Annotated in this window: 23 protein-coding genes; 6 read left to right on the plus strand and 17 right to left on the minus strand. The window is 56.5% G+C overall.

All coding sequences use genetic code 11. From position 1 onward, the window contains the following. From acnA to CPH17_RS00015, 3 genes are all read left to right on the plus strand, one after another. Positions 1-1,908: aconitate hydratase AcnA (gene acnA, locus CPH17_RS00005; RefSeq protein ID WP_096297649.1), on the plus strand; the 1,908-nt coding region annotated here is incomplete at its 5' end. A 16-nt stretch (positions 1,909-1,924) separates the two neighbouring features. Then, positions 1,925-3,109 carry a 2-methylaconitate cis-trans isomerase PrpF gene (prpF, locus tag CPH17_RS00010; protein ID WP_074395913.1) on the plus strand — a complete coding sequence of 395 codons (1,185 nt, stop codon included), beginning with the start codon at positions 1,925-1,927 and terminating at the stop codon, positions 3,107-3,109. Between the two features lie 11 nt (positions 3,110-3,120). Then, the gene (locus tag CPH17_RS00015) at positions 3,121-4,608 is read left to right on the plus strand and encodes a bifunctional 2-methylcitrate dehydratase/aconitate hydratase (RefSeq protein ID WP_074395914.1); all 1,488 of its coding nucleotides are present in this window, start codon (positions 3,121-3,123) and stop codon (positions 4,606-4,608) included. 54 nt (positions 4,609-4,662) lie between these two features. On the opposite strand, the gene CPH17_RS00020 is transcribed toward CPH17_RS00015, so the two are convergent. Then, entirely contained in the window at positions 4,663-4,947 is a 285-nt protein-coding gene (locus CPH17_RS00020) for a ComEA family DNA-binding protein (protein ID WP_074395915.1), read from the minus strand. A 200-nt stretch (positions 4,948-5,147) separates the two neighbouring features. On the opposite strand from CPH17_RS00020, the gene pyrF reads away from it, so the two are divergent. After that, entirely contained in the window at positions 5,148-5,855 is a 708-nt protein-coding gene (gene pyrF, locus CPH17_RS00025) for an orotidine-5'-phosphate decarboxylase (protein WP_074395916.1), read from the plus strand. Positions 5,856-5,879: 24 nt separating this feature from the next. Here the strand turns inward: pyrF and lapB are convergent, their stop codons facing one another. The 3 genes from lapB to CPH17_RS00040 form a co-directional block, all read right to left on the minus strand. After that, on the minus strand, positions 5,880-7,076 hold the full coding sequence (gene lapB / locus CPH17_RS00030) for a lipopolysaccharide assembly protein LapB (RefSeq protein ID WP_074395917.1): 1,197 nt from the start codon (positions 7,074-7,076) through the stop codon (positions 5,880-5,882). Continuing rightward, positions 7,077-7,382 (minus strand): lipopolysaccharide assembly protein LapA domain-containing protein, encoded by a 306-nt coding sequence (locus CPH17_RS00035; RefSeq protein ID WP_074395918.1) that lies wholly within the window; start codon positions 7,380-7,382, stop codon positions 7,077-7,079. It abuts the gene before it with no gap. Positions 7,383-7,507: 125 nt separating this feature from the next. Beyond that, positions 7,508-7,804, minus strand: a complete 297-nt coding sequence (locus CPH17_RS00040; RefSeq protein WP_074395919.1) for an integration host factor subunit beta — start codon at positions 7,802-7,804, stop codon at positions 7,508-7,510. Positions 7,805-8,012: 208 nt separating this feature from the next. Between CPH17_RS00040 and CPH17_RS00045 the strand changes: the two genes are divergently transcribed. Together CPH17_RS00045 and CPH17_RS00050 are read left to right on the plus strand one after the other, a co-directional pair. Next, a complete protein-coding gene (locus tag CPH17_RS00045) occupies positions 8,013-8,306 on the plus strand; it encodes an FAD assembly factor SdhE (protein WP_096297652.1) in 294 nt (97 codons plus the stop codon). Beyond that, entirely contained in the window at positions 8,266-8,664 is a 399-nt protein-coding gene (locus CPH17_RS00050; RefSeq protein WP_231898054.1) for a hypothetical protein, read from the plus strand. Before CPH17_RS00045 ends, CPH17_RS00050 begins: the two co-directional genes overlap by 41 nt. Before the next feature lie 24 nt (positions 8,665-8,688). Here the strand turns inward: CPH17_RS00050 and nadB are convergent, their stop codons facing one another. From nadB to CPH17_RS00115, 13 genes are all read right to left on the minus strand, one after another. Next, the gene (nadB, locus tag CPH17_RS00055) at positions 8,689-10,269 is read right to left on the minus strand and encodes an L-aspartate oxidase (protein ID WP_096297654.1); all 1,581 of its coding nucleotides are present in this window, start codon (positions 10,267-10,269) and stop codon (positions 8,689-8,691) included. Between the two features lie 284 nt (positions 10,270-10,553). Then, positions 10,554-10,808, minus strand: coding sequence for a hypothetical protein (locus CPH17_RS00060; protein ID WP_096297656.1), 255 nt, complete (start codon positions 10,806-10,808; stop codon positions 10,554-10,556). A 14-nt stretch (positions 10,809-10,822) separates the two neighbouring features. Beyond that, a complete protein-coding gene (locus CPH17_RS00065; RefSeq protein WP_157742922.1) occupies positions 10,823-11,377 on the minus strand; it encodes an HNH endonuclease in 555 nt (184 codons plus the stop codon). A 245-nt stretch (positions 11,378-11,622) separates the two neighbouring features. Beyond that, positions 11,623-11,886 (minus strand): hypothetical protein, encoded by a 264-nt coding sequence (locus CPH17_RS00075; RefSeq protein ID WP_096297662.1) that lies wholly within the window; start codon positions 11,884-11,886, stop codon positions 11,623-11,625. Continuing rightward, positions 11,883-11,984, minus strand: a complete 102-nt coding sequence (locus CPH17_RS20455) for a DUF7694 domain-containing protein (protein ID WP_441316779.1) — start codon at positions 11,982-11,984, stop codon at positions 11,883-11,885. Before CPH17_RS20455 ends, CPH17_RS00075 begins: the two co-directional genes overlap by 4 nt. A gap of 242 nt (positions 11,985-12,226) precedes the next feature. Continuing rightward, a complete protein-coding gene (locus tag CPH17_RS20340) occupies positions 12,227-12,349 on the minus strand; it encodes a hypothetical protein (RefSeq protein ID WP_269457716.1) in 123 nt (40 codons plus the stop codon). A gap of 1 nt (position 12,350) precedes the next feature. After that, positions 12,351-13,292: a hypothetical protein gene (locus tag CPH17_RS00085; RefSeq protein WP_157742923.1), complete on the minus strand. Its 942-nt coding sequence runs from the start codon at positions 13,290-13,292 to the stop codon at positions 12,351-12,353. After that, entirely contained in the window at positions 13,289-13,498 is a 210-nt protein-coding gene (locus CPH17_RS00090) for a hypothetical protein (RefSeq protein WP_096297668.1), read from the minus strand. Before CPH17_RS00090 ends, CPH17_RS00085 begins: the two co-directional genes overlap by 4 nt. Continuing rightward, on the minus strand, positions 13,492-13,731 hold the full coding sequence (locus CPH17_RS00095) for a hypothetical protein (RefSeq protein ID WP_096297670.1): 240 nt from the start codon (positions 13,729-13,731) through the stop codon (positions 13,492-13,494). Before CPH17_RS00095 ends, CPH17_RS00090 begins: the two co-directional genes overlap by 7 nt. Continuing rightward, the gene (locus CPH17_RS00100; protein WP_096297672.1) at positions 13,728-14,978 is read right to left on the minus strand and encodes a DNA cytosine methyltransferase; all 1,251 of its coding nucleotides are present in this window, start codon (positions 14,976-14,978) and stop codon (positions 13,728-13,730) included. Before CPH17_RS00100 ends, CPH17_RS00095 begins: the two co-directional genes overlap by 4 nt. Positions 14,979-15,017: 39 nt before the next feature. Beyond that, positions 15,018-15,332, minus strand: a complete 315-nt coding sequence (locus CPH17_RS00105; protein WP_197703502.1) for a hypothetical protein — start codon at positions 15,330-15,332, stop codon at positions 15,018-15,020. A 38-nt stretch (positions 15,333-15,370) separates the two neighbouring features. Beyond that, positions 15,371-15,751, minus strand: coding sequence for a hypothetical protein (locus tag CPH17_RS00110; RefSeq protein ID WP_096297676.1), 381 nt, complete (start codon positions 15,749-15,751; stop codon positions 15,371-15,373). Positions 15,752-15,799: 48 nt separating this feature from the next. Continuing rightward, on the minus strand, positions 15,800-16,378 hold the full coding sequence (locus tag CPH17_RS00115) for a 3'-5' exonuclease (protein WP_096297678.1): 579 nt from the start codon (positions 16,376-16,378) through the stop codon (positions 15,800-15,802). Positions 16,379-16,403: the final 25 nt, after the last annotated feature.

A 16,403-nucleotide genomic window follows, 5' to 3' on the forward strand; every position in this document is an offset into this window, starting at 1 on the left:
CCGGATATCGTCGGCGTGGAACTTACCGGCAAACTACAGCCGGGCATTACCGGTACCGATATGGTGCTGGCGATTACCGAGTTTTTACGCAAGGAGCGTGTGGTCGGCGCCTACCTGGAGTTTTACGGTGAAGGTGCCGATGCGCTAACCGTGGGCGACCGCGCAACGATCTCCAACATGACGCCAGAGTACGGCGCCACGGCAGCGATGTTTTATATCGATAGCCAAACCATCGACTATCTCAAGCTCACCGGTCGCGAAGACGAGCAGGTGGCGTTGGTTGAAGCCTATGCCAAGCATACTGGCTTGTGGGCCGATAGCCTGACCACGGCCGAGTACGAGCGGGTGCTGACGTTTGATCTGTCAAGCGTAACGCGCACCCTGGCCGGGCCATCCAACCCCCACGCCCACTTACCCACTTCAGAGCTTGCCAAAAACGGTATCGCGGGGGATATGGATAAAGCCCGAGCAGAAGAGAAAGCTGGCCGGATGCCCGACGGCGCGGTGATTATCGCCGCCATCACCAGCTGCACCAATACCTCCAACCCGCGCAATATGGTGGCGGCGGGGTTGATTGCCCGTAACGCCAACAGGCTGGGTTTAACCCGCAAACCTTGGGTCAAGTCCTCGCTGGCGCCTGGCTCAAAAACCGTCAAGATGTATCTGGAAGAAGCTGGCTTGATGGGCGAGCTGGAAGACCTGGGCTTTGGCGTGGTGGCCTACGCGTGCACCACCTGCAATGGCATGTCCGGTGCGCTGGAGCCGAAGATTCAGGAAGAGATAATCGAGCGCGATTTATACGCTACGGCGGTGTTGTCGGGTAACCGCAACTTCGACGGGCGTATTCACCCCCACGCCAAGCAGGCGTTTCTGGCCTCGCCACCGCTGGTGGTGGCTTACGCCATTGCCGGTACGATCCGCTTTGATATCGAAAAGGATATTTTAGGGCACGATGCCCAGGGCAACCCGGTCACTTTGAAAGATATATGGCCTGACGACAGCGAGATCGACGCGATTGTGAAATCGTCGGTAAAACCCGAGCAGTTTCGCGATACCTATATCCCGATGTTCGACCTGCAGAAGGCGGCGCGAACCCTGGTTAGCCCACTGTATGAGTGGCGCCCCCAGAGCACCTATATTCGTCGCCCGCCCTACTGGGAAGGCAATATGGCTAAAGAGCGCGGTTTGAAGGGTATGCGCCCGCTGGCGATTCTGCCGGACAACATCACCACTGATCACCTTTCGCCTTCTAACGCGATTCAGTTGAATAGCGCGGCGGGAGAATATCTGGACAAGATGGGCCTGCCCGAGGAGGACTTTAACTCCTACGCCACCCACCGGGGCGACCATTTAACCGCCCAGCGCGCTACGTTGGCCAATCCTAAGTTGTTTAACGAAATGGTCCACGACGAGCAGGGCAAGGTGGTGCAAGGGTCGCTGGCCCGCGTTGAGCCCGAGGGTAAGGTCACGCGGATGTGGGAGGCAATCGAAACCTACATGGCCCGCAAGCAGCCGTTGATCATTATCGCCGGTGCCGACTACGGTCAAGGGTCCTCTCGTGACTGGGCGGCCAAAGGCGTTGCGCTGGCCGGGGTCGAAACCATTGTGGCCGAAGGCTTCGAGCGTATTCACCGCACCAATTTGATCGGCATGGGCGTGATGCCGCTGCAGTTCGAAGAGGGTACAACGCGGCACACATTGGCGTTGGACGGCACCGAAATTTACGATGTAGAGGGGGCGCCGCAGCCGGGGGCCAAGCTCACGCTGGTAATCCATCGCCAAAGTGGTAGTGCCGAGCGTGTGCCGGTGATTTGTCGTCTGGATACCGCCGAGGAGGTGTCGATTTACACCGCCGGCGGTGTGTTGCAGCGGTTCGCCCAGGACTTTCTTGAATCCACCGCTGCCTAGCTGGAGATAACATCAAATGCCTTATGGCCCCCAACTCAAAATCCCCGCCACCTATATGCGTGGCGGCACCAGTAAGGGTGTGTTTTTTAAACTCAGTGATTTGCCCGATGCCGCCCAGCGGCCCGGCAAAGCGCGAGATCAGCTGCTGCTGCGGGTGATTGGCAGCCCCGACCCTTACGAAAAGCAAATCGACGGCATGGGCGCGGCAACGTCCAGCACCAGTAAAACGGTGATTCTGTCGAAAAGTGAATCGTCGGAACACGACGTTGATTATTTATTTGGCCAGGTCTCCATCGATAAGCCCTTTGTGGATTGGAGCGGCAACTGCGGCAATCTTTCCGCGGCGGTGGGTCCCTTTGCGATTACCAACGGCCTCGTTGATCCTGGGCGCATCCCGGAAAACGGTGTGGTCGAGGTGCGCATCTGGCAGGTCAATATCCAGAAAACCATTGTGTCACGGGTGCCAATTAGCAACGGGGAGGTGCAGGAGACCGGTGACTTTGAGCTCGACGGCGTGACGTTCCCCGCTGCAGAAATCCCGGTGGCCTTTATGGACCCGGCCGATGGCGAAGGGGCCATCTTCCCCACCGGCAACCTGGTGGATGACCTGGATGTCCCGGGCGTGGGCGTTTTGAAAGCCACGCTGATCAACGCGGGTATTCCTACGGTGTTTATCAACGCTGCCGACATTGGTTATACCGGTACCGAGCTTCAGGATGCTATCAATGGCGACAGCAAGGCGCTTGCCATGTTTGAAACTATCCGTGCCCATGGCGCCGTGCGCATGGGGCTGATTAAGCACGTAGATGAGGCGGCCAGTCGCCAGCATACGCCGAAAGTAGCGTTTGTCGCACCGTCGGCCAGCTATACTGCTTCTAGTGGAAAAGCAGTAAGCAGCAAAGCTATCGATCTGGTAGTAAGGGCGCTTTCAATGGGCAAGCTACACCACGCGATGATGGGAACAGCGGCCGTGGCGATTGCCGCGGCAGCGTCAATTAACGGTACGTTGGTCAATGAGGCAGCGGGTGGCGGGGAGCGCGACGCGGTAACGTTTGGTCATCCTTCAGGCAGTTTGCGTGTGGGCGCGCAGGCAAGCTTGATTGAAGGGCGCTGGCAAATTGATAAAGCCGTAATGAGCCGCAGTGCGCGGGTGTTGATGGAAGGAGCCGTGCGCGTCCCGGGCGATACGCTAAACCATTAGGGGGCAATGCCATGCAGACCGCCGACGTCAACGAGCGTCCTGACTACGATGCAGAGCTTCAGACTCTGGCGGATTACGTTCTCAACTTTGGCGCGCCTTCAGAGGAAGCACTGGCAACGGCGCGCTACTGTTTGATGGATACGCTGGGCTGTGGGTTGCTGGCACTGCGTTTCCCGGAATGTACCAAGCACCTTGGCCCGCTAGTTGAGGGCACGGTGGTACCGCATGGCGCCCGCGTACCGGGTACCTCGCTGCGGCTAGATCCGGTAAAAGCAGCCTGGGATATCGGTACCATCGTGCGCTGGCTTGATTACAACGATACCTGGCTTGCTGCGGAGTGGGGGCACCCCTCTGACAATCTGGGCGCGATTCTTGCCGTTGCGGACCATCTCTCCCAAAAGCGAGTGGCCAAAGGTGCTGCGCCTCTGGTGATGGGCGACGTTCTGCATGCCATGATCATGGCCCATGAGATTCAGGGCGTTTTAGCGCTGGATAACAGTTTCAACCGCGTGGGCCTTGACCACGTGGTGCTGGTGAAAGTGGCCTCCACCGCCGTTGTCGCCAAGCTGATGGGCGCTGACCGTGAGCAGTTGCTCTCGGCACTCTCACACGCCTGGGTAGATGGCCAAAGCCTGCGCACCTATCGTCATGCGCCCAATGCAGGCTCCCGGAAGAGCTGGGCAGCGGGGGATGCCACCTCCCGCGCTGTGCGTCTGGCGGACATCGCCATGCGCGGCGAAATGGGCATTCCCAGTGCTTTGACAGCGCCTCAATGGGGGTTTTACGACGTCTCCTTTAGCCATAGCAATAAAGACCTCAGTCTCAAGCCCGAGGGCGAGCGTAAGCTCCACTTCCAGCGTGAGCTGGGCTGCTACGTGATGGAAAATATTTTATTCAAAGTGGCTTTCCCCGCTGAATTTCACGCCCAGACCGCCTGTGAAGCGGCGGTGGCGTTGCACCCTCTGGTTAAAGATCGCCTAGCATCTATCGAGCGTATTGTGATCACCACCCATGAAGCGGCTATTCGCATCATTTCCAAGACCGGGCAGCTTGCTAACCCTGCTGACCGTGATCACTGCCTGCAGTACATGGTGGCGGTGCCCTTGATGCAGGGAGAATTAACCGCTGACCACTACGAAGATGACTTTCACGCGCGACACCCGCTGATTGATCAGCTTCGCGCAAAAATGGTTGTGGAAGAAGATTCTGATTATTCAAGCGCTTATCATGATCCTGATAAACGTTCGATTGCCAATGCTGTGCAGGTGTTTTTTGATGATGGTACGGCCACCGAGAAGAGAGTAGTGGAGTATCCGCTGGGCCATCGCCGCCGCCGCGACGAAGGCATGCACCTGCTAATGGAGAAATTTCAGCGCCATCTTGCCACCCGTTTTCCCGCGCGCCGCTGTGAGGCGATTAGGCTCGCGTGCAATGACCATGCTGCACTTTCATCAATGCCGGTCGATAATTTTATGGCGCTATGGGAAATGACCCCTTAAATAGCGAACCGCCCGATACGCTAGCGCGATCAGGCGGTGTTTGCACTCGTGCGCTTAGTCCTCAACAGTAATTTGGTCGCGCATACGGTCAACGGTGGCTGGCCCAATGCCACTGACGCGGGTCAGGTCTTCGGCGTTTTCGAAGTCGCCGTTCGCTTCGCGATCCTCAATAATTGCCTCAGCGCGGCTTGGGCCGATGCCCGGCAGCTCATCAAGCAGTTCGGTATCGGCGCTATTGATATTAATCGGGGCAATGTCTTGGGCCAGGCCGTTGCTGGCAACCCCAATGCCGATGCTCAAGAGTAATGCGGCAAATAATCCTTTCAGTGATAGCTTCATTCCAAGCCCCTTATGTTGGTTATCCGTCCTGTGGTTAACGGGAAATCCCCCGCTCTTTCACCTTAACTGGATTTCTGAGCGATGCTGTCGGAGATTAGCGATTCATCATGTAAGCCTTTTGCCATGTGTGTATGGCAAAAGGCTTACATAGCGAGCCGGGGTGACTGATATAATGCGCCGAAACACTTGGGGAGCTTGGCATGGCTGTTACTGAATCACCGCTGATTATCGCACTTGATTACCCTTCGCTGGATGCGGCGCTGTGTATGGCCGATCAGTTGGATCCGTCTCGCTGCCGGCTTAAAGTTGGCAAAGAGTTATTCACCCGCAGCGGGCCGGCCGTGCTGGAAGCATTGCACGGGAGGGGCTTTGAGGTATTTCTGGACCTTAAATTCCATGATATCCCCAATACCGTGGCCAGCGCGGTCGAAGCGGCGGCGGAGCAGGGGGTGTGGATGGTCAACGTGCATGCCAGCGGTGGCCGGGCGATGATGGAGGCGGCGGCTAAACGGTTAGAGCAGCAGCGCCTTGAGACTCGCTTGATAGCCGTCACGGTGCTAACCAGCATGCAGGCCGACGATCTGACGGAGATCGGGGTATCTTCAACGCTTGGCGAACATGTAACGCGGCTGGCTCAATTAGCCCAGCAAAGTGGTTTGCATGGCGTGGTGTGTTCCGCCCAGGAATCGGCTCAGCTTGCGTCACTGTGTGGCGACGCGTTCTTGAAAGTGACCCCAGGCATCCGGCCTGCGTTCGCCGCCGCTAATGATCAGCAGCGCATTATGAGCCCCAGTGAGGCGATACAGGCAGGCAGTACGCACTTAGTGGTGGGACGCCCAGTCACCCAGGCAGAAAGCCCGATGGACGCGTTGATGGCTATCGAGAAAGAACTGGGGGTACGGCTATAAGTTACCCATTCGGTGCTGCGATCACTACTCGCCTTCTACGCCGATAATCGGTTTGATGGTGCCCCAATAGCGACAGGTAGGGCACTGCCATTGCAGGGCGTCGCTGGTAAAGCCGCAGCGTAGGCAGCGATGTCGAGGACGGTCCTTCAATAATGCTTCGGTGTGGTATTTGAGCAGCACCAGGCGCGTATCCGGCGAGTCCCTGCCCTGCAGGCGCTGGCTTTCAATATACAGATCAACCAGATAGTTGAGCCCTCGTAAACTGGGGGCGCGGCTAAGTAGTTCGCCAGTGACGCTAATGGCAGGGTCGACTCCATCCCGATGATGAACCAGCTCACCTAGCTCGATGATTAAGCTGGTGTAGGGAGCGACCTCAATCAGTTGATTTAGATGTGTTTCAAGCCCGACGACATCGTCGTTGCGCTGATAGGCGCGCTTTAACGCTGGCAGCATGGTCGGTAGATGAGCGATATCTTGGTCCAGAATACGCGTTAAGCGACTGATTGCCTGGGGATAACTGCCGTTATCCATATCGAGATCGGCGAGTATTAAGTTGGCGCGCACGCACTGTGGGTCGAGCTGTAAGGCTTTTTTCAAATGGCGTTTGGCCAACGCCCGGCTGGCATTGGCGGTCTCAATCTCAGCCAGCTCACACTGCCAATGGGCCGCCGCCCGGCGTATGTTGGGGTACTGTTTAAATAGCGGAGCGGCGGTGTCAAAGGCGCTTTGCCAGTCCTTTTCGCGCTCTAATAAATCGATCAGCAGTCGTTTAGCGGGGTAGCGCAGTTCGCTATCGTGGTCCTGGTCGAGCAGCGTTCTTAGCAGTCGCTGAGCACGGTCATGAACCCCCAGCGCCACAAAATCGCGCGCAAGCTCCAGTTGTACCTTCGCGTTGGTAGCATCGGAGAGCGCCGGGCGTGCCAGCAGATTCTGATGAATGCTGACGGCTTTGTCGGCTTCACCCCGCGAACGAAATAGCCTACCCAGGGTGATGTGGGTCTCGACGGTATCGCTATTGACGTCCAGCGCATTGATAAACGTATTGATGGCTTCGTCGGGTTGCTCGTTGAGCAGATAGTTCAGCCCGACGAAGTAGTCTCGGGAGAGGCCGCTATTGGTAGGCGTCGTTTCGGGTGAGCGCCGAGACGCTTGACGAAAGCCAAGCCCGTAGCCTATCGCAATGGCGACAAATAAAACGCCCAGCAGCGCGATATCCAGCATTTAAGCCAGTTCCTTAAACTCCTGCGTGCGCAGCTGGTCAAGTTCCTTGCGTTGTTGTTTGCTGTGACGTTCGCTGCGCGCCAACTTGGCTTTGAGGCGAATATACACCCCCATCATGGCGAGCATGCCGACCAACACACCCAAGGTTAATGTCGCCAGCAGCCAGACGGATAGCGAAATGGCAGGTAGTTCTAGCCAAATTAGATTGAGCGCAATGGTTTGCTGGTTGTTGACCGCAAACAAAATGCCCACAAGCAGTACCACCAGCAAAATAATGGCCAGAATCAGCCCTTTAATCCAACGCATGAGAGGTTCCTAGTCAGTAGCTTTCACGGTAGTACCATTGTGTACGAGTCGTTGCCCGGCGTCATCCAAAGAAGGCATGAAAACCGGTTAAAGATTCGCATACGGTATTAACGCCTTTTTGAGTGTTAATACCCTAATGCGCGGCTGGCATCGACCTGCTCGCGTAATTCTTTACCCGGTTTGAAATGAGGGACGTATTTGCCTTCAAGCTCGACGGGTTCGCCGGTTTTCGGATTGCGCCCGGTACGTGGCTCACGGTAATGAAGCGAAAAACTTCCAAAACCACGAATTTCGACTCGCCCTCCACTGGCCAGTGCGTCGGTCATATCGTCGAGAATGATGCGAACCGCTGTCTCAACTTCTTTTGCCGAAAGTTCGGGTTGGTGCATGGCAATTTGTTCGATTAATTCAGATTTTGTCATCGGTTAGCTCCCTGCGGACGTTAAAGGCCGATCAATACGACCTATCTGCCACCTGTCTCAGCATACTGCGCAATAGGGGATAAAACAATTTAGCTAAAACAAGGTACTACAATCGGTAATAGCATAGGACAAGCTAGGCGCTGGCGCGACCCTGTGGCTTAGGTATACTGGCCTCTCATTCCATTTATTCACCTAAGAGAGGCCAACGTTGAGCGATGACACATCCCCAGCCGCTATTACCCGCAAGCGGCTTTATTGGCACTCACGTCGAGGTATGTGGGAGCTGGATTTACTGTTGATCCCCTTTTTAGAACAGCGCTACGACCATTTGGATGAAAATGATCAACGTGCGTTTCATCAGTTAATTGATGAAGAAGATCAGGATTTATTTGTTTGGCTGATGCGTCGTGAATGGCCGGAAGACCCAGCGTTACATCGCGTCGTTAAGATGATCGTTGAACATGCCGAAAACACCGATAATTCTGCCTATCGTACGCTCTAAGCTTTGGTGGGCGTTGCAAAGCGGTCTACTGCTTGGACTTGCTTTGATTTGCTTGATCGTCATGGGGTGGCTGGCGGGTGCGCTAGTGGTCTTAGTCGGGGGGATATATTTGTGGCGTAGTTTTAAGCAGCTTCCTAGCGGCATGCTTTATCTATTACCCCAGGCTGAGGGGCCGCTGGGTCGATGGTTGTTACCGCAAGGTGATCTCGATGACGCATTGGTAGTGCACTGTGATTATCTAATGCCGTGGCTGATAGGCCTGCAAGTAGGTCAGCAGCGCGTGTGGCTTTGGCCAGATAGCGTGCCTCCTGAGGAGCACCGTGCGGTACGTCGGTTGTTTCATTCGCCAGGCCGTTAACGTTTATTCTCACCTCTATTAACGCTAGCGCTTGCTCAGATCATTGAGTGTTAGCCGTGAAGGCTGGCTGTTTTCAGCGTGACCAGGCCAGTCCGTTGTGTAGTGTAATCCCCTTGACTCATGGCGTTGCTGGGCCGCCAGTACCGTTAATCGAGCGAGATTAATTAGCTGCTGTAAACGCTGAGCCTCGGCGGTCATCTGCTGTTCGCTCAGTTCAGCAAGCGTGCCAGCTATCTGAGTGAGTAGGTCACTGGCAGTAGCGAGCCCCGCGGTACTTCTCACAATGGCCACATGCTGGCTCATAATGGCGCGTGTCTGCTGGCGCAGCGCACCGACCTGCGTGTCGATGATGCCATGTGCGGCGGGTAATGCGGGTAACTTGATGTCGTATTGCGCGGTGCCGGGCGCGGCACGTTGAATCGCCTGTGCGCAGCTACGCGCAAATACCAGGCACTCCAGAAGCGAGTTGCTGGCCATGCGGTTGGCACCGTGTAGCCCTGTGCAGGCCGTTTCGCCAATCGCGAATAGCCTGGGCACCCCCGTTGCTCCCGTGAGATCCGTCGCGACGCCGCCACAGCTATAGTGGGCGGCGGGCACAACTGGAATGGGTTGCTGGGTAATATCGATACCGCGCGATGCGCAGTGTGCCTGAATGGTCGGGAAATGGTGGTGAATGGCCTCGTCACCTAAATGGCGGACGTCAAGCCATACATGCGGCAGCGTCTGCGCTTGTATTTCGGCATCAATGGCGCGCGCTACCACATCGCGCGGAGCGAGCTCCGCTCTTGCGTCCAGCGCTGGCATAAAGCGCTCGCCGACCGCGTTGAGCAAGTAACCGCCTTCGCCGCGCACGGCTTCACTAATCAGGAACGCCGGGCCATCGGGGTCGTAAAGACAGGTGGGATGAAACTGCTGAAACTCTAGATTCATCAAGGTGGCACCCAATTCCGCCGCCATGATCATACCTTCGCCACTGCTGGGGGCGGGCGTGGTGGTGTGCTGGTAGAGGCCGCTAGCGCCCCCTGTTGCGAGCACCGTGTGATGGGCAGTTAGGGCATGCCACTGCTGTTGCTCGTCAAGCGCATAAGCGCCTATACATGCCCCTTGCTCATCTTGCATTAAGCCTACCACGCTAAGGTGGTGGTACTGGCTGATATTAGGGTGTGCCAAAACACGCTGTAACAGCGTATCAACCACGGCGCGCCCGGTAGCGTCGTCGGCGTGAATGATACGCCGTGCGTTGTGACCGCCTTCGCGTGTTAGATGGAAAGGGTAACGTGCATTCGCCGTATGGTCGGGGGTGAAGGGCACGCCGCTACCAATCAGCCAGGCAATAGCCTCAGGGCCGTGTTCGACGGTAAAGCGGACTGCTTGCTCATCGCATAAGCCGTCACCGGCAATTAGGGTGTCGTTGACGTGGTCATCCACATGATCGTCGGGCGAAAGAACGGCGGCAATCCCACCTTGTGCCCAGCGGCTAGCGCCTTTGTCGTCCTGAGCCGGACGAATCAGTGCCACGCTGTGCGTGTCGGCGACCGTTAAAGCAAGAGTTAAACCGGCAACGCCGCCACCGATGATCAAAATATCCGAGGTGGGCGTTGTCATGGGGTGCTCCTTAGCAGGCGTAACCTAAACATCTAATCAACGTGATGAGCGGTGGCTGATCACTAATTGGGTAACGGCAGGCATGATAGCGCGGTGTCGGGCAGATGGCGATGAACAGAGGCTGAATTATCCAAGGATGCTAATAATGGCTAGGATATAATCAATATTGGAGGGGTACTGCAGGAAGTGGTGCCCGGAGCCAGCACCCAACTTTTAAAGCAAAACAGTGGCTTGCCCCATCAATTCCACTGCTGGATACATGTCAGGATACACGGCGCTGCCTATTAAGCGTTTTTGCCTGAGTAGCGATCCATCAGGATGGCGCTGTAATCGTAAACGTCTGACAGGCGAAACAGTACACTGCAAGAGCGATCAGCGCCAGTCTTGAAACCCTGCGGGCATTCAGGGTCAGACTTACGCATGCGGTCGAACTCGGTAGGGCTTCGCCCGAGGATGCGCGCTGCCTCTTTGCGGGTGATTTGAACAAAGCGGGGATCAACCCAGCTTTCAGGAACGGTGTGTGTCTTTTCGGCTTGCATTGCTTTCTCCTTGATCAGGCAGCCGCTTTGCGGGGCAAGTGTTTCCAGCTTTTGCCGCGGCGTATGCAGCTTATGGTGGAGTGAGTAACACTGAACTTGGCAGCAATCGCTTTATTGGTCAGGCCTTGGTCGATCAGCTCAAGAACTTCTATGGCATCCGCTTCAGAAAGCACAGACCTTGGATTTCGAGAACCCAGAGAGCCAGCACTTCGATGACGTCCCTTTTTCATCATGTCTTGCGTGTTATCTTCATTGCTCCCAAGCCATAAGTGTTCTGGATTCACGCATCCCGTGTTGTCGCATGAATGGCAAGCGATCTTGCCGTGAGGTATTGGGCCTTTATAGATCGTGTATGAAACGCGGTGAGCGAGCTCGTCACGGCTGCCCACCTTCATCCTTCCATAGCCGTCTTTGTTTCTTCCTGCCTGCCATTCCCAACAGCCAGTAGCTTGGTCAACCTCGATGCGGTTTAAAAACCGCATACGATCATCAGCTGATAAATACATAAATCCTCCAGGCACAAAAAAGCCGCCCTGGTGGCGGCGGTTATCGCGTGTATTCGCGCTCAAGTATTCGGCGCGCACCTGGTGGCCAGGCGCGGCGCATTATTTGGTAGGCGCTACGTGGGCTCATTTCAGAATCCTAAAAATAATTGCGAAAGGGATTATAGAAATCACGCTGGCGAACATAAACCGCCAGAAGCCATGCCACTGAATCGGGTTTGGTTCGGCGAATGTGTAGGCGAAAAATAGATATGCTATGGCCCAAAATAGGACGATAGATACCGCTAGCCCTGATGCATGCTTGTAGCGCTTCATACATCCTCCGGCTTAGGTGCTGCGGCTAACGCATCCTCCCAGGCTTCGCAGGCTTTAAGGTTGCGTGCCTTTGCTATTGAATTTTCTATTTCTTGAGTTGCCAGCTTAGGCACCGCTTGCCAGCCCTCAGGGCATGCGGCTTGCCAGCCGCGCCACGCGTTAGCGGTTTCGCTGAAATAGTACCCGCCATGGCTGCTATGCTTTGTCAGCACGTATCCTTCGTCTTTTGCCCACGCCTCAAACCGTTCTCGCTGGCTCATGGCTTTCTCCACATAAAGGCTGGCTGCTCGGGCAATACCCAAAGATGCCGCATGTTGCTGACGTTAACGATATTGGCGTCGTCCGGGTAAACCTCAATGCTGTGCTAGTCATGATTCACCTCCGCTTTTTCGCATAAGCATGGCTTTATTGACTCTGACCAAGTGCCACCAAATCGCGGCTCAACCGTACATCCGTCGTAAAGCCACTTGCCTAGCAGCTTGCCTGCGTCCTTGTTTTCCATTCCCGCTAGGCTCAAAGCTCCAGTGAATTGACCGCATTGACACTTAGCTACAAAACCGCTTGGCTTTCGCTTCATACATACCTCGCATAAAAAAACCGCTAATCGCGGCCATAGTCTTTAAACAGTCGTGTCGATAATCGCCAGCGAGGCGTATCAGGTGGCGGCTTGCGCCTTACCAGGGCGGCGATGCGCTTGGCGTTGGGTAGGTCGGTTAGCTGCATATCACGCACCCCGTTCGGCTTTTCGGCGATACAGCGGGCAAATCAGCTGTAGCCGTGGATTATTCCGCTCAAATCCACGATCCACCTCATCTTGTTCGATAAAGCCTATGCGACCAGTTTCTTCGTGCTGATACATCCATGCTTCGGGCTCTTGATTCAAAAGGGCCAGACTAGTGGCAGGCGTTTCCTCAAGAGCGCTCACCATTTCCATATGAGCTTTTGAGCCATGGCCAATAGTGTTGAGATGGCTGCCGTACAGGTATTCGCTGCAGTAATTTAAAGCAGCTCGCAGCCGCTCCACATGCGCCGCCAGCGCATCCCGCTCGTCCTGCATCTTCTCTCGCAGATTGATCTGCAGCTCTTCGGCTGCGCGGTAGTCGTCGCGGTCGCTAAATATGGCTTTTAGATTTTCTGCTGAAATCAGGATAGGGCAAACCAGGCTTTCAAGATGATCCTCTCCATTACCCATCCAGTGCCATGCTTCCGATGTGCTGCCATGGTTTAGAGCGCGTAGCTTGGATAGCTGTTCATCACGCTGCCTTTCCGCTGCTCGGCACTGCTGAATCAGCCCGGTGTTTCTATAAGCTAATGTGTCGCGCTCTTGCTCAAGCTGGGCGATGCGCTCCGTTAGCTGCGCATTGGCTTCACGCTCGCTTTCCAGGGCTTCGGGGCTGCACTCGGCATACATGCGTTTGGCTTGTTCCAAATAGGAACCTGCAACTGCTTTTGCCGCGTTCATGCCAATTTTGGCGGAACTCGCTTGCCGCTTAATGATGTCGTCGTGAACATCCTTGCGCACGTACTCCACGGCCTCGCTGGGGTCCATATCAAAGCCTGGTGCGGGATCGTCGCACCAGACATAGCCAAGCTGGCCTTCGCTGCTATCGGGTATCAGGTAGATGCGCTCAGTCGCCAGATGCTTAATATCGTTGATGTCCATCACGCCGCCCTCATGGTTGCCAACTGCCGGGCCTGCTCGGCCAGCTCTTTGCGCAGGTCGGTGTTTTCAGCCGTGAGCGCGTCGTTTTCTGCCAGCACGGCGCGCTTTTCAGATTCAAGGTCGTCATTGCGGCAAATGAGCGGGTCGAGCAGTTCATCCGCCGCGGCTTCGGCACTGCCTGGCGTGCCGTGGTGTACGGGTATCAGCATGGTGTGTCTCCGGTAATGATGTAGCGCTTGGGGTCGGGGCCGACGATGGGCAAATCAGGCTCAAGATGCCGTTTAATCCACGCCATCTCGGCGTCGTAACTGGCATCGTGGAGCACCGGCTTGCCTGCTGGATTTCGGATGGTGCGTACCTTCGGCCCGCCTGTGCGGCGTTGTTGTCGCTCTATGGTGTAGCCGTGCTTGGCCCATAAGGCGTTGGGGATGTTGGGGTTCATATCTCTAACCAGCTTTCGATAAAGGCTTGCGCGGCTTCTGCGTTGATGGCGTTGCCGTATCCTTTGAGTCGCGTAACGCGATTGCGGCTTGCATCCGCGAGCGTAGTGTTTCGTCGTCCAAGGATTCGTTTAATATCTGATTCACTGAAACCCAGGCCTGATAGCCGGGGCTGCATTCGTCCCACTCGCTCGGCAGCGACATTAGCCAACGGGAATGTGCCGGGTTCAACTGGCCGCCACTTTCCATCTCGGCAGAACAGCCAGTCAACATCTCGCCAGTAGCCGTTAGTCGGGCCGGCCCCGCTATTGCCGCTGCTTGTGCCAAGTCTTTCGGGCTGCCTTTGCGAGCCATCTCCGACAGGCTTCCGGCTAGCGTCCGTACATTTTTCTCCCCGTCGGCCGACCTGGCCGTTGGCCAGCCCGCTAGGGGTGTTGTCTCCGGAAGCGCCATCCCGTTCTTCCGTGGCGATACTAGACCACCCTTGATCGCATCCGACGTCAGGGGCGTCGGCAACCCAGCGAACGTCGCTAGGTGGTTCAGACTGACCGAGACTTTTCTGCCGTCCGGGGTTTTCCCTGTCGCGCTCAGCCCCTCGAACGACTGAGATCCCTGACTGTTGCCTACCGTCGGAGTCGGCCATCCCGCGAACGTCGCTATGTAGGTCAGGGGCTTGCCCCGACTGTGCGCGTCCCGCTTGGCGTTGAATTCCGGTGTCGCTGACTCGCTCCGATAGTCCCGTGCTGCTGTCGTCGGCCACCCAGAACGCTCGATCACGGAGCATCGGCGCACCGACGCTCGCAGACGGAAACGGGACACACCCGAAGGCGTAACCCAGGGCTTCCAGGTCAGCTTGTGCAAGGTCGAACCACGGTTCTGTAGCCTTGCTTGCAACTTGCTCTCCAAGGATGCTTGCAGGGCGGCACTGCTTGATGAGCCAATAGAACGCGGGCCAGAGATGTCGTTCGTCAGCAAACCCTCCGCTTTTGCCTGCCGCGCTGAAAGGCTGGCAGGGGCAACTGCCGGTCCATATAGGAAGGTCATCTGGCCATCCTGCTCGACGTAGGGCGTAGGACCAGACGCCGACACCGGCGAAGAAATGGCATTGCGTGTAGTGAGCGAGGTCATCGGGGGTAACATCCTCTATTGAGCGTTCGTCTACGTCGCCAGGCGCGATGTGGCCAGCGGCAATCAGGATGCGTAGCCACTGTGCGGCCTGGGGGTCAATTTCGTTGTAGTAAGCGGCCACGCTTCCCTCCAAAAAGAACCCCGCACAGTGGCGGGGTGGTTAGTCATGCTTGAGGTGCTGCTCGTCGTCATAGCGACAAAAGTCCAGAAAGCTATCGAAGCAATCACCTATGTCGAGGTAGCGCCGATAACGCTTCTGGCTGCGGGTCATCTTCCGAACGCTTCCCATACCCTGGTAATCAACTCGCCACGTCGGATGACAGGGCAAGACGCTTCCAGGCTTGTCGGCGTCGAATAGCACGCCGATGTAGTGCCCGCGATCCTCGGCAATCACTCCGGCCTTGCCGTTAATAACAACCCGACGGCCGACCTCTGCTGGCACGCCATAGTGCTGCTGCACATATTCGCAATTCATCACCACCTCCCATACAGTAAAAAGCCCCATGCGGGGCGTTAGGCTCTACGTTGCTCGGCGGCCAACTGCCGTCCGATTGTGTAATGCGGCCACGATTGCCACACGTCAGGCGGGATAAACCGCTTGAGCGTGGCGCCGTCTATGCCGATGTCGGCCGCCAAGTCGCAGCGGGCCAGGGCCCTCGACTGATACCAGTCGATGACCTCGCTCAGCGGCTTTCCTTGCTGCTTTAGGAACGCTTCAACGGCCACCCTGGGGTCACTGCGCGCGCTGCGAATGCCCAGCTTGCTGGCCATCCTGTGGACGCTGCCCTTGGTGCGCCCCAGCATGTCGCCGATGCACTGGGCGGACAGGCCGCGCTCATAGCCATGGCGCAGCGTGGCGACTTCTATCGTTGTCCATTCGCGGTTGCTGGCCATGGGGCCTCCAAAATAAAAGGCCCCTTAGGGCCTCGCTGTGAGTGAGGGTTAAGCGGCTTTCGCCTCGTGGTCGAGTAAGTGCCAGTACACCTCCATGCAGGCGCGGGCGTCGGCCATGGCGCTATGCGCGTCTTCCAGCGTCTTGCCCGTCAGGCGTTCATAGAGTTCGCCCAGGGCGTGGCCGTCCTTGCCGCCAAATTGCTTGCGGGCGTTTATGAGCGTGCAGTAATAACGCTCGCGGTCTTTCCATTCTTCTTCGGGGATGGCGTCAGGCGCGAAGCGCTTCATCGCAATACGGATGATGCGATTGTCGAACGTGGTGTTGTGTGCGACGCGAAGCGTGCACCGATCATGCAGCGCCAGGAAAGTGGAAAGCGCTTGTTGTTCGGGAACGCCTACCGCCAGCGCTTTTTCGGTGGTGATACCGTGAATCTCGGCCACTTCGTCGGGAATCGCCCAGCCGTCAGGCTTGATGATTAGGTCCATCGTGGCGATTTCTTGACGGGTATTGGCATCGGCCAGAATGGCGGCGATCTGCACCAAGTGTGGCTGGTGTTCGCTGTCGCTCGGGGATTTCCAGTCGGGCAGGCCGGTGGTTTCGGTATCAAAAAAAAGAACGGGGGTCATATGATGCTCCAAAGAAAAGGGGCCT

Source organism: Halomonas sp. hl-4 (genome assembly GCF_900215475.1).
Taxonomy (GTDB): domain Bacteria; phylum Pseudomonadota; class Gammaproteobacteria; order Pseudomonadales; family Halomonadaceae; genus Vreelandella.

Bases quoted from the DNA above. Each gene is read 5' to 3' on its own strand.
- prpF (WP_074395913.1), top strand. From the start codon at position 1,925: ATGCCTTATGGCCCCCAACTCAAAATCCCCGCCACCTATATGCGTGGC.
- CPH17_RS00015 (WP_074395914.1), top strand. From the start codon at position 3,121: ATGCAGACCGCCGACGTCAACGAGCGTCCTGACTACGATGCAGAGCTT.
- CPH17_RS00020 (WP_074395915.1), bottom strand. From the start codon at position 4,947: ATGAAGCTATCACTGAAAGGATTATTTGCCGCATTACTCTTGAGCATC.
- pyrF (WP_074395916.1), top strand. From the start codon at position 5,148: ATGGCTGTTACTGAATCACCGCTGATTATCGCACTTGATTACCCTTCG.
- lapB (WP_074395917.1), bottom strand. From the start codon at position 7,076: ATGCTGGATATCGCGCTGCTGGGCGTTTTATTTGTCGCCATTGCGATA.
- CPH17_RS00035 (WP_074395918.1), bottom strand. From the start codon at position 7,382: ATGCGTTGGATTAAAGGGCTGATTCTGGCCATTATTTTGCTGGTGGTA.
- CPH17_RS00040 (WP_074395919.1), bottom strand. From the start codon at position 7,804: ATGACAAAATCTGAATTAATCGAACAAATTGCCATGCACCAACCCGAA.
- CPH17_RS00050 (WP_231898054.1), top strand. From the start codon at position 8,266: ATGCCGAAAACACCGATAATTCTGCCTATCGTACGCTCTAAGCTTTGG.
- nadB (WP_096297654.1), bottom strand. From the start codon at position 10,269: ATGACAACGCCCACCTCGGATATTTTGATCATCGGTGGCGGCGTTGCC.
- CPH17_RS00060 (WP_096297656.1), bottom strand. From the start codon at position 10,808: ATGCAAGCCGAAAAGACACACACCGTTCCTGAAAGCTGGGTTGATCCC.
- CPH17_RS00075 (WP_096297662.1), bottom strand. From the start codon at position 11,886: ATGAGCCAGCGAGAACGGTTTGAGGCGTGGGCAAAAGACGAAGGATAC.
- CPH17_RS20340 (WP_269457716.1), bottom strand. From the start codon at position 12,349: ATGCAGCTAACCGACCTACCCAACGCCAAGCGCATCGCCGCCCTGGTA.
- CPH17_RS00090 (WP_096297668.1), bottom strand. From the start codon at position 13,498: ATGCTGATACCCGTACACCACGGCACGCCAGGCAGTGCCGAAGCCGCG.
- CPH17_RS00095 (WP_096297670.1), bottom strand. From the start codon at position 13,731: ATGAACCCCAACATCCCCAACGCCTTATGGGCCAAGCACGGCTACACC.
- CPH17_RS00105 (WP_197703502.1), bottom strand. From the start codon at position 15,332: ATGAATTGCGAATATGTGCAGCAGCACTATGGCGTGCCAGCAGAGGTC.
- CPH17_RS00110 (WP_096297676.1), bottom strand. From the start codon at position 15,751: ATGGCCAGCAACCGCGAATGGACAACGATAGAAGTCGCCACGCTGCGC.
- CPH17_RS00115 (WP_096297678.1), bottom strand. From the start codon at position 16,378: ATGACCCCCGTTCTTTTTTTTGATACCGAAACCACCGGCCTGCCCGAC.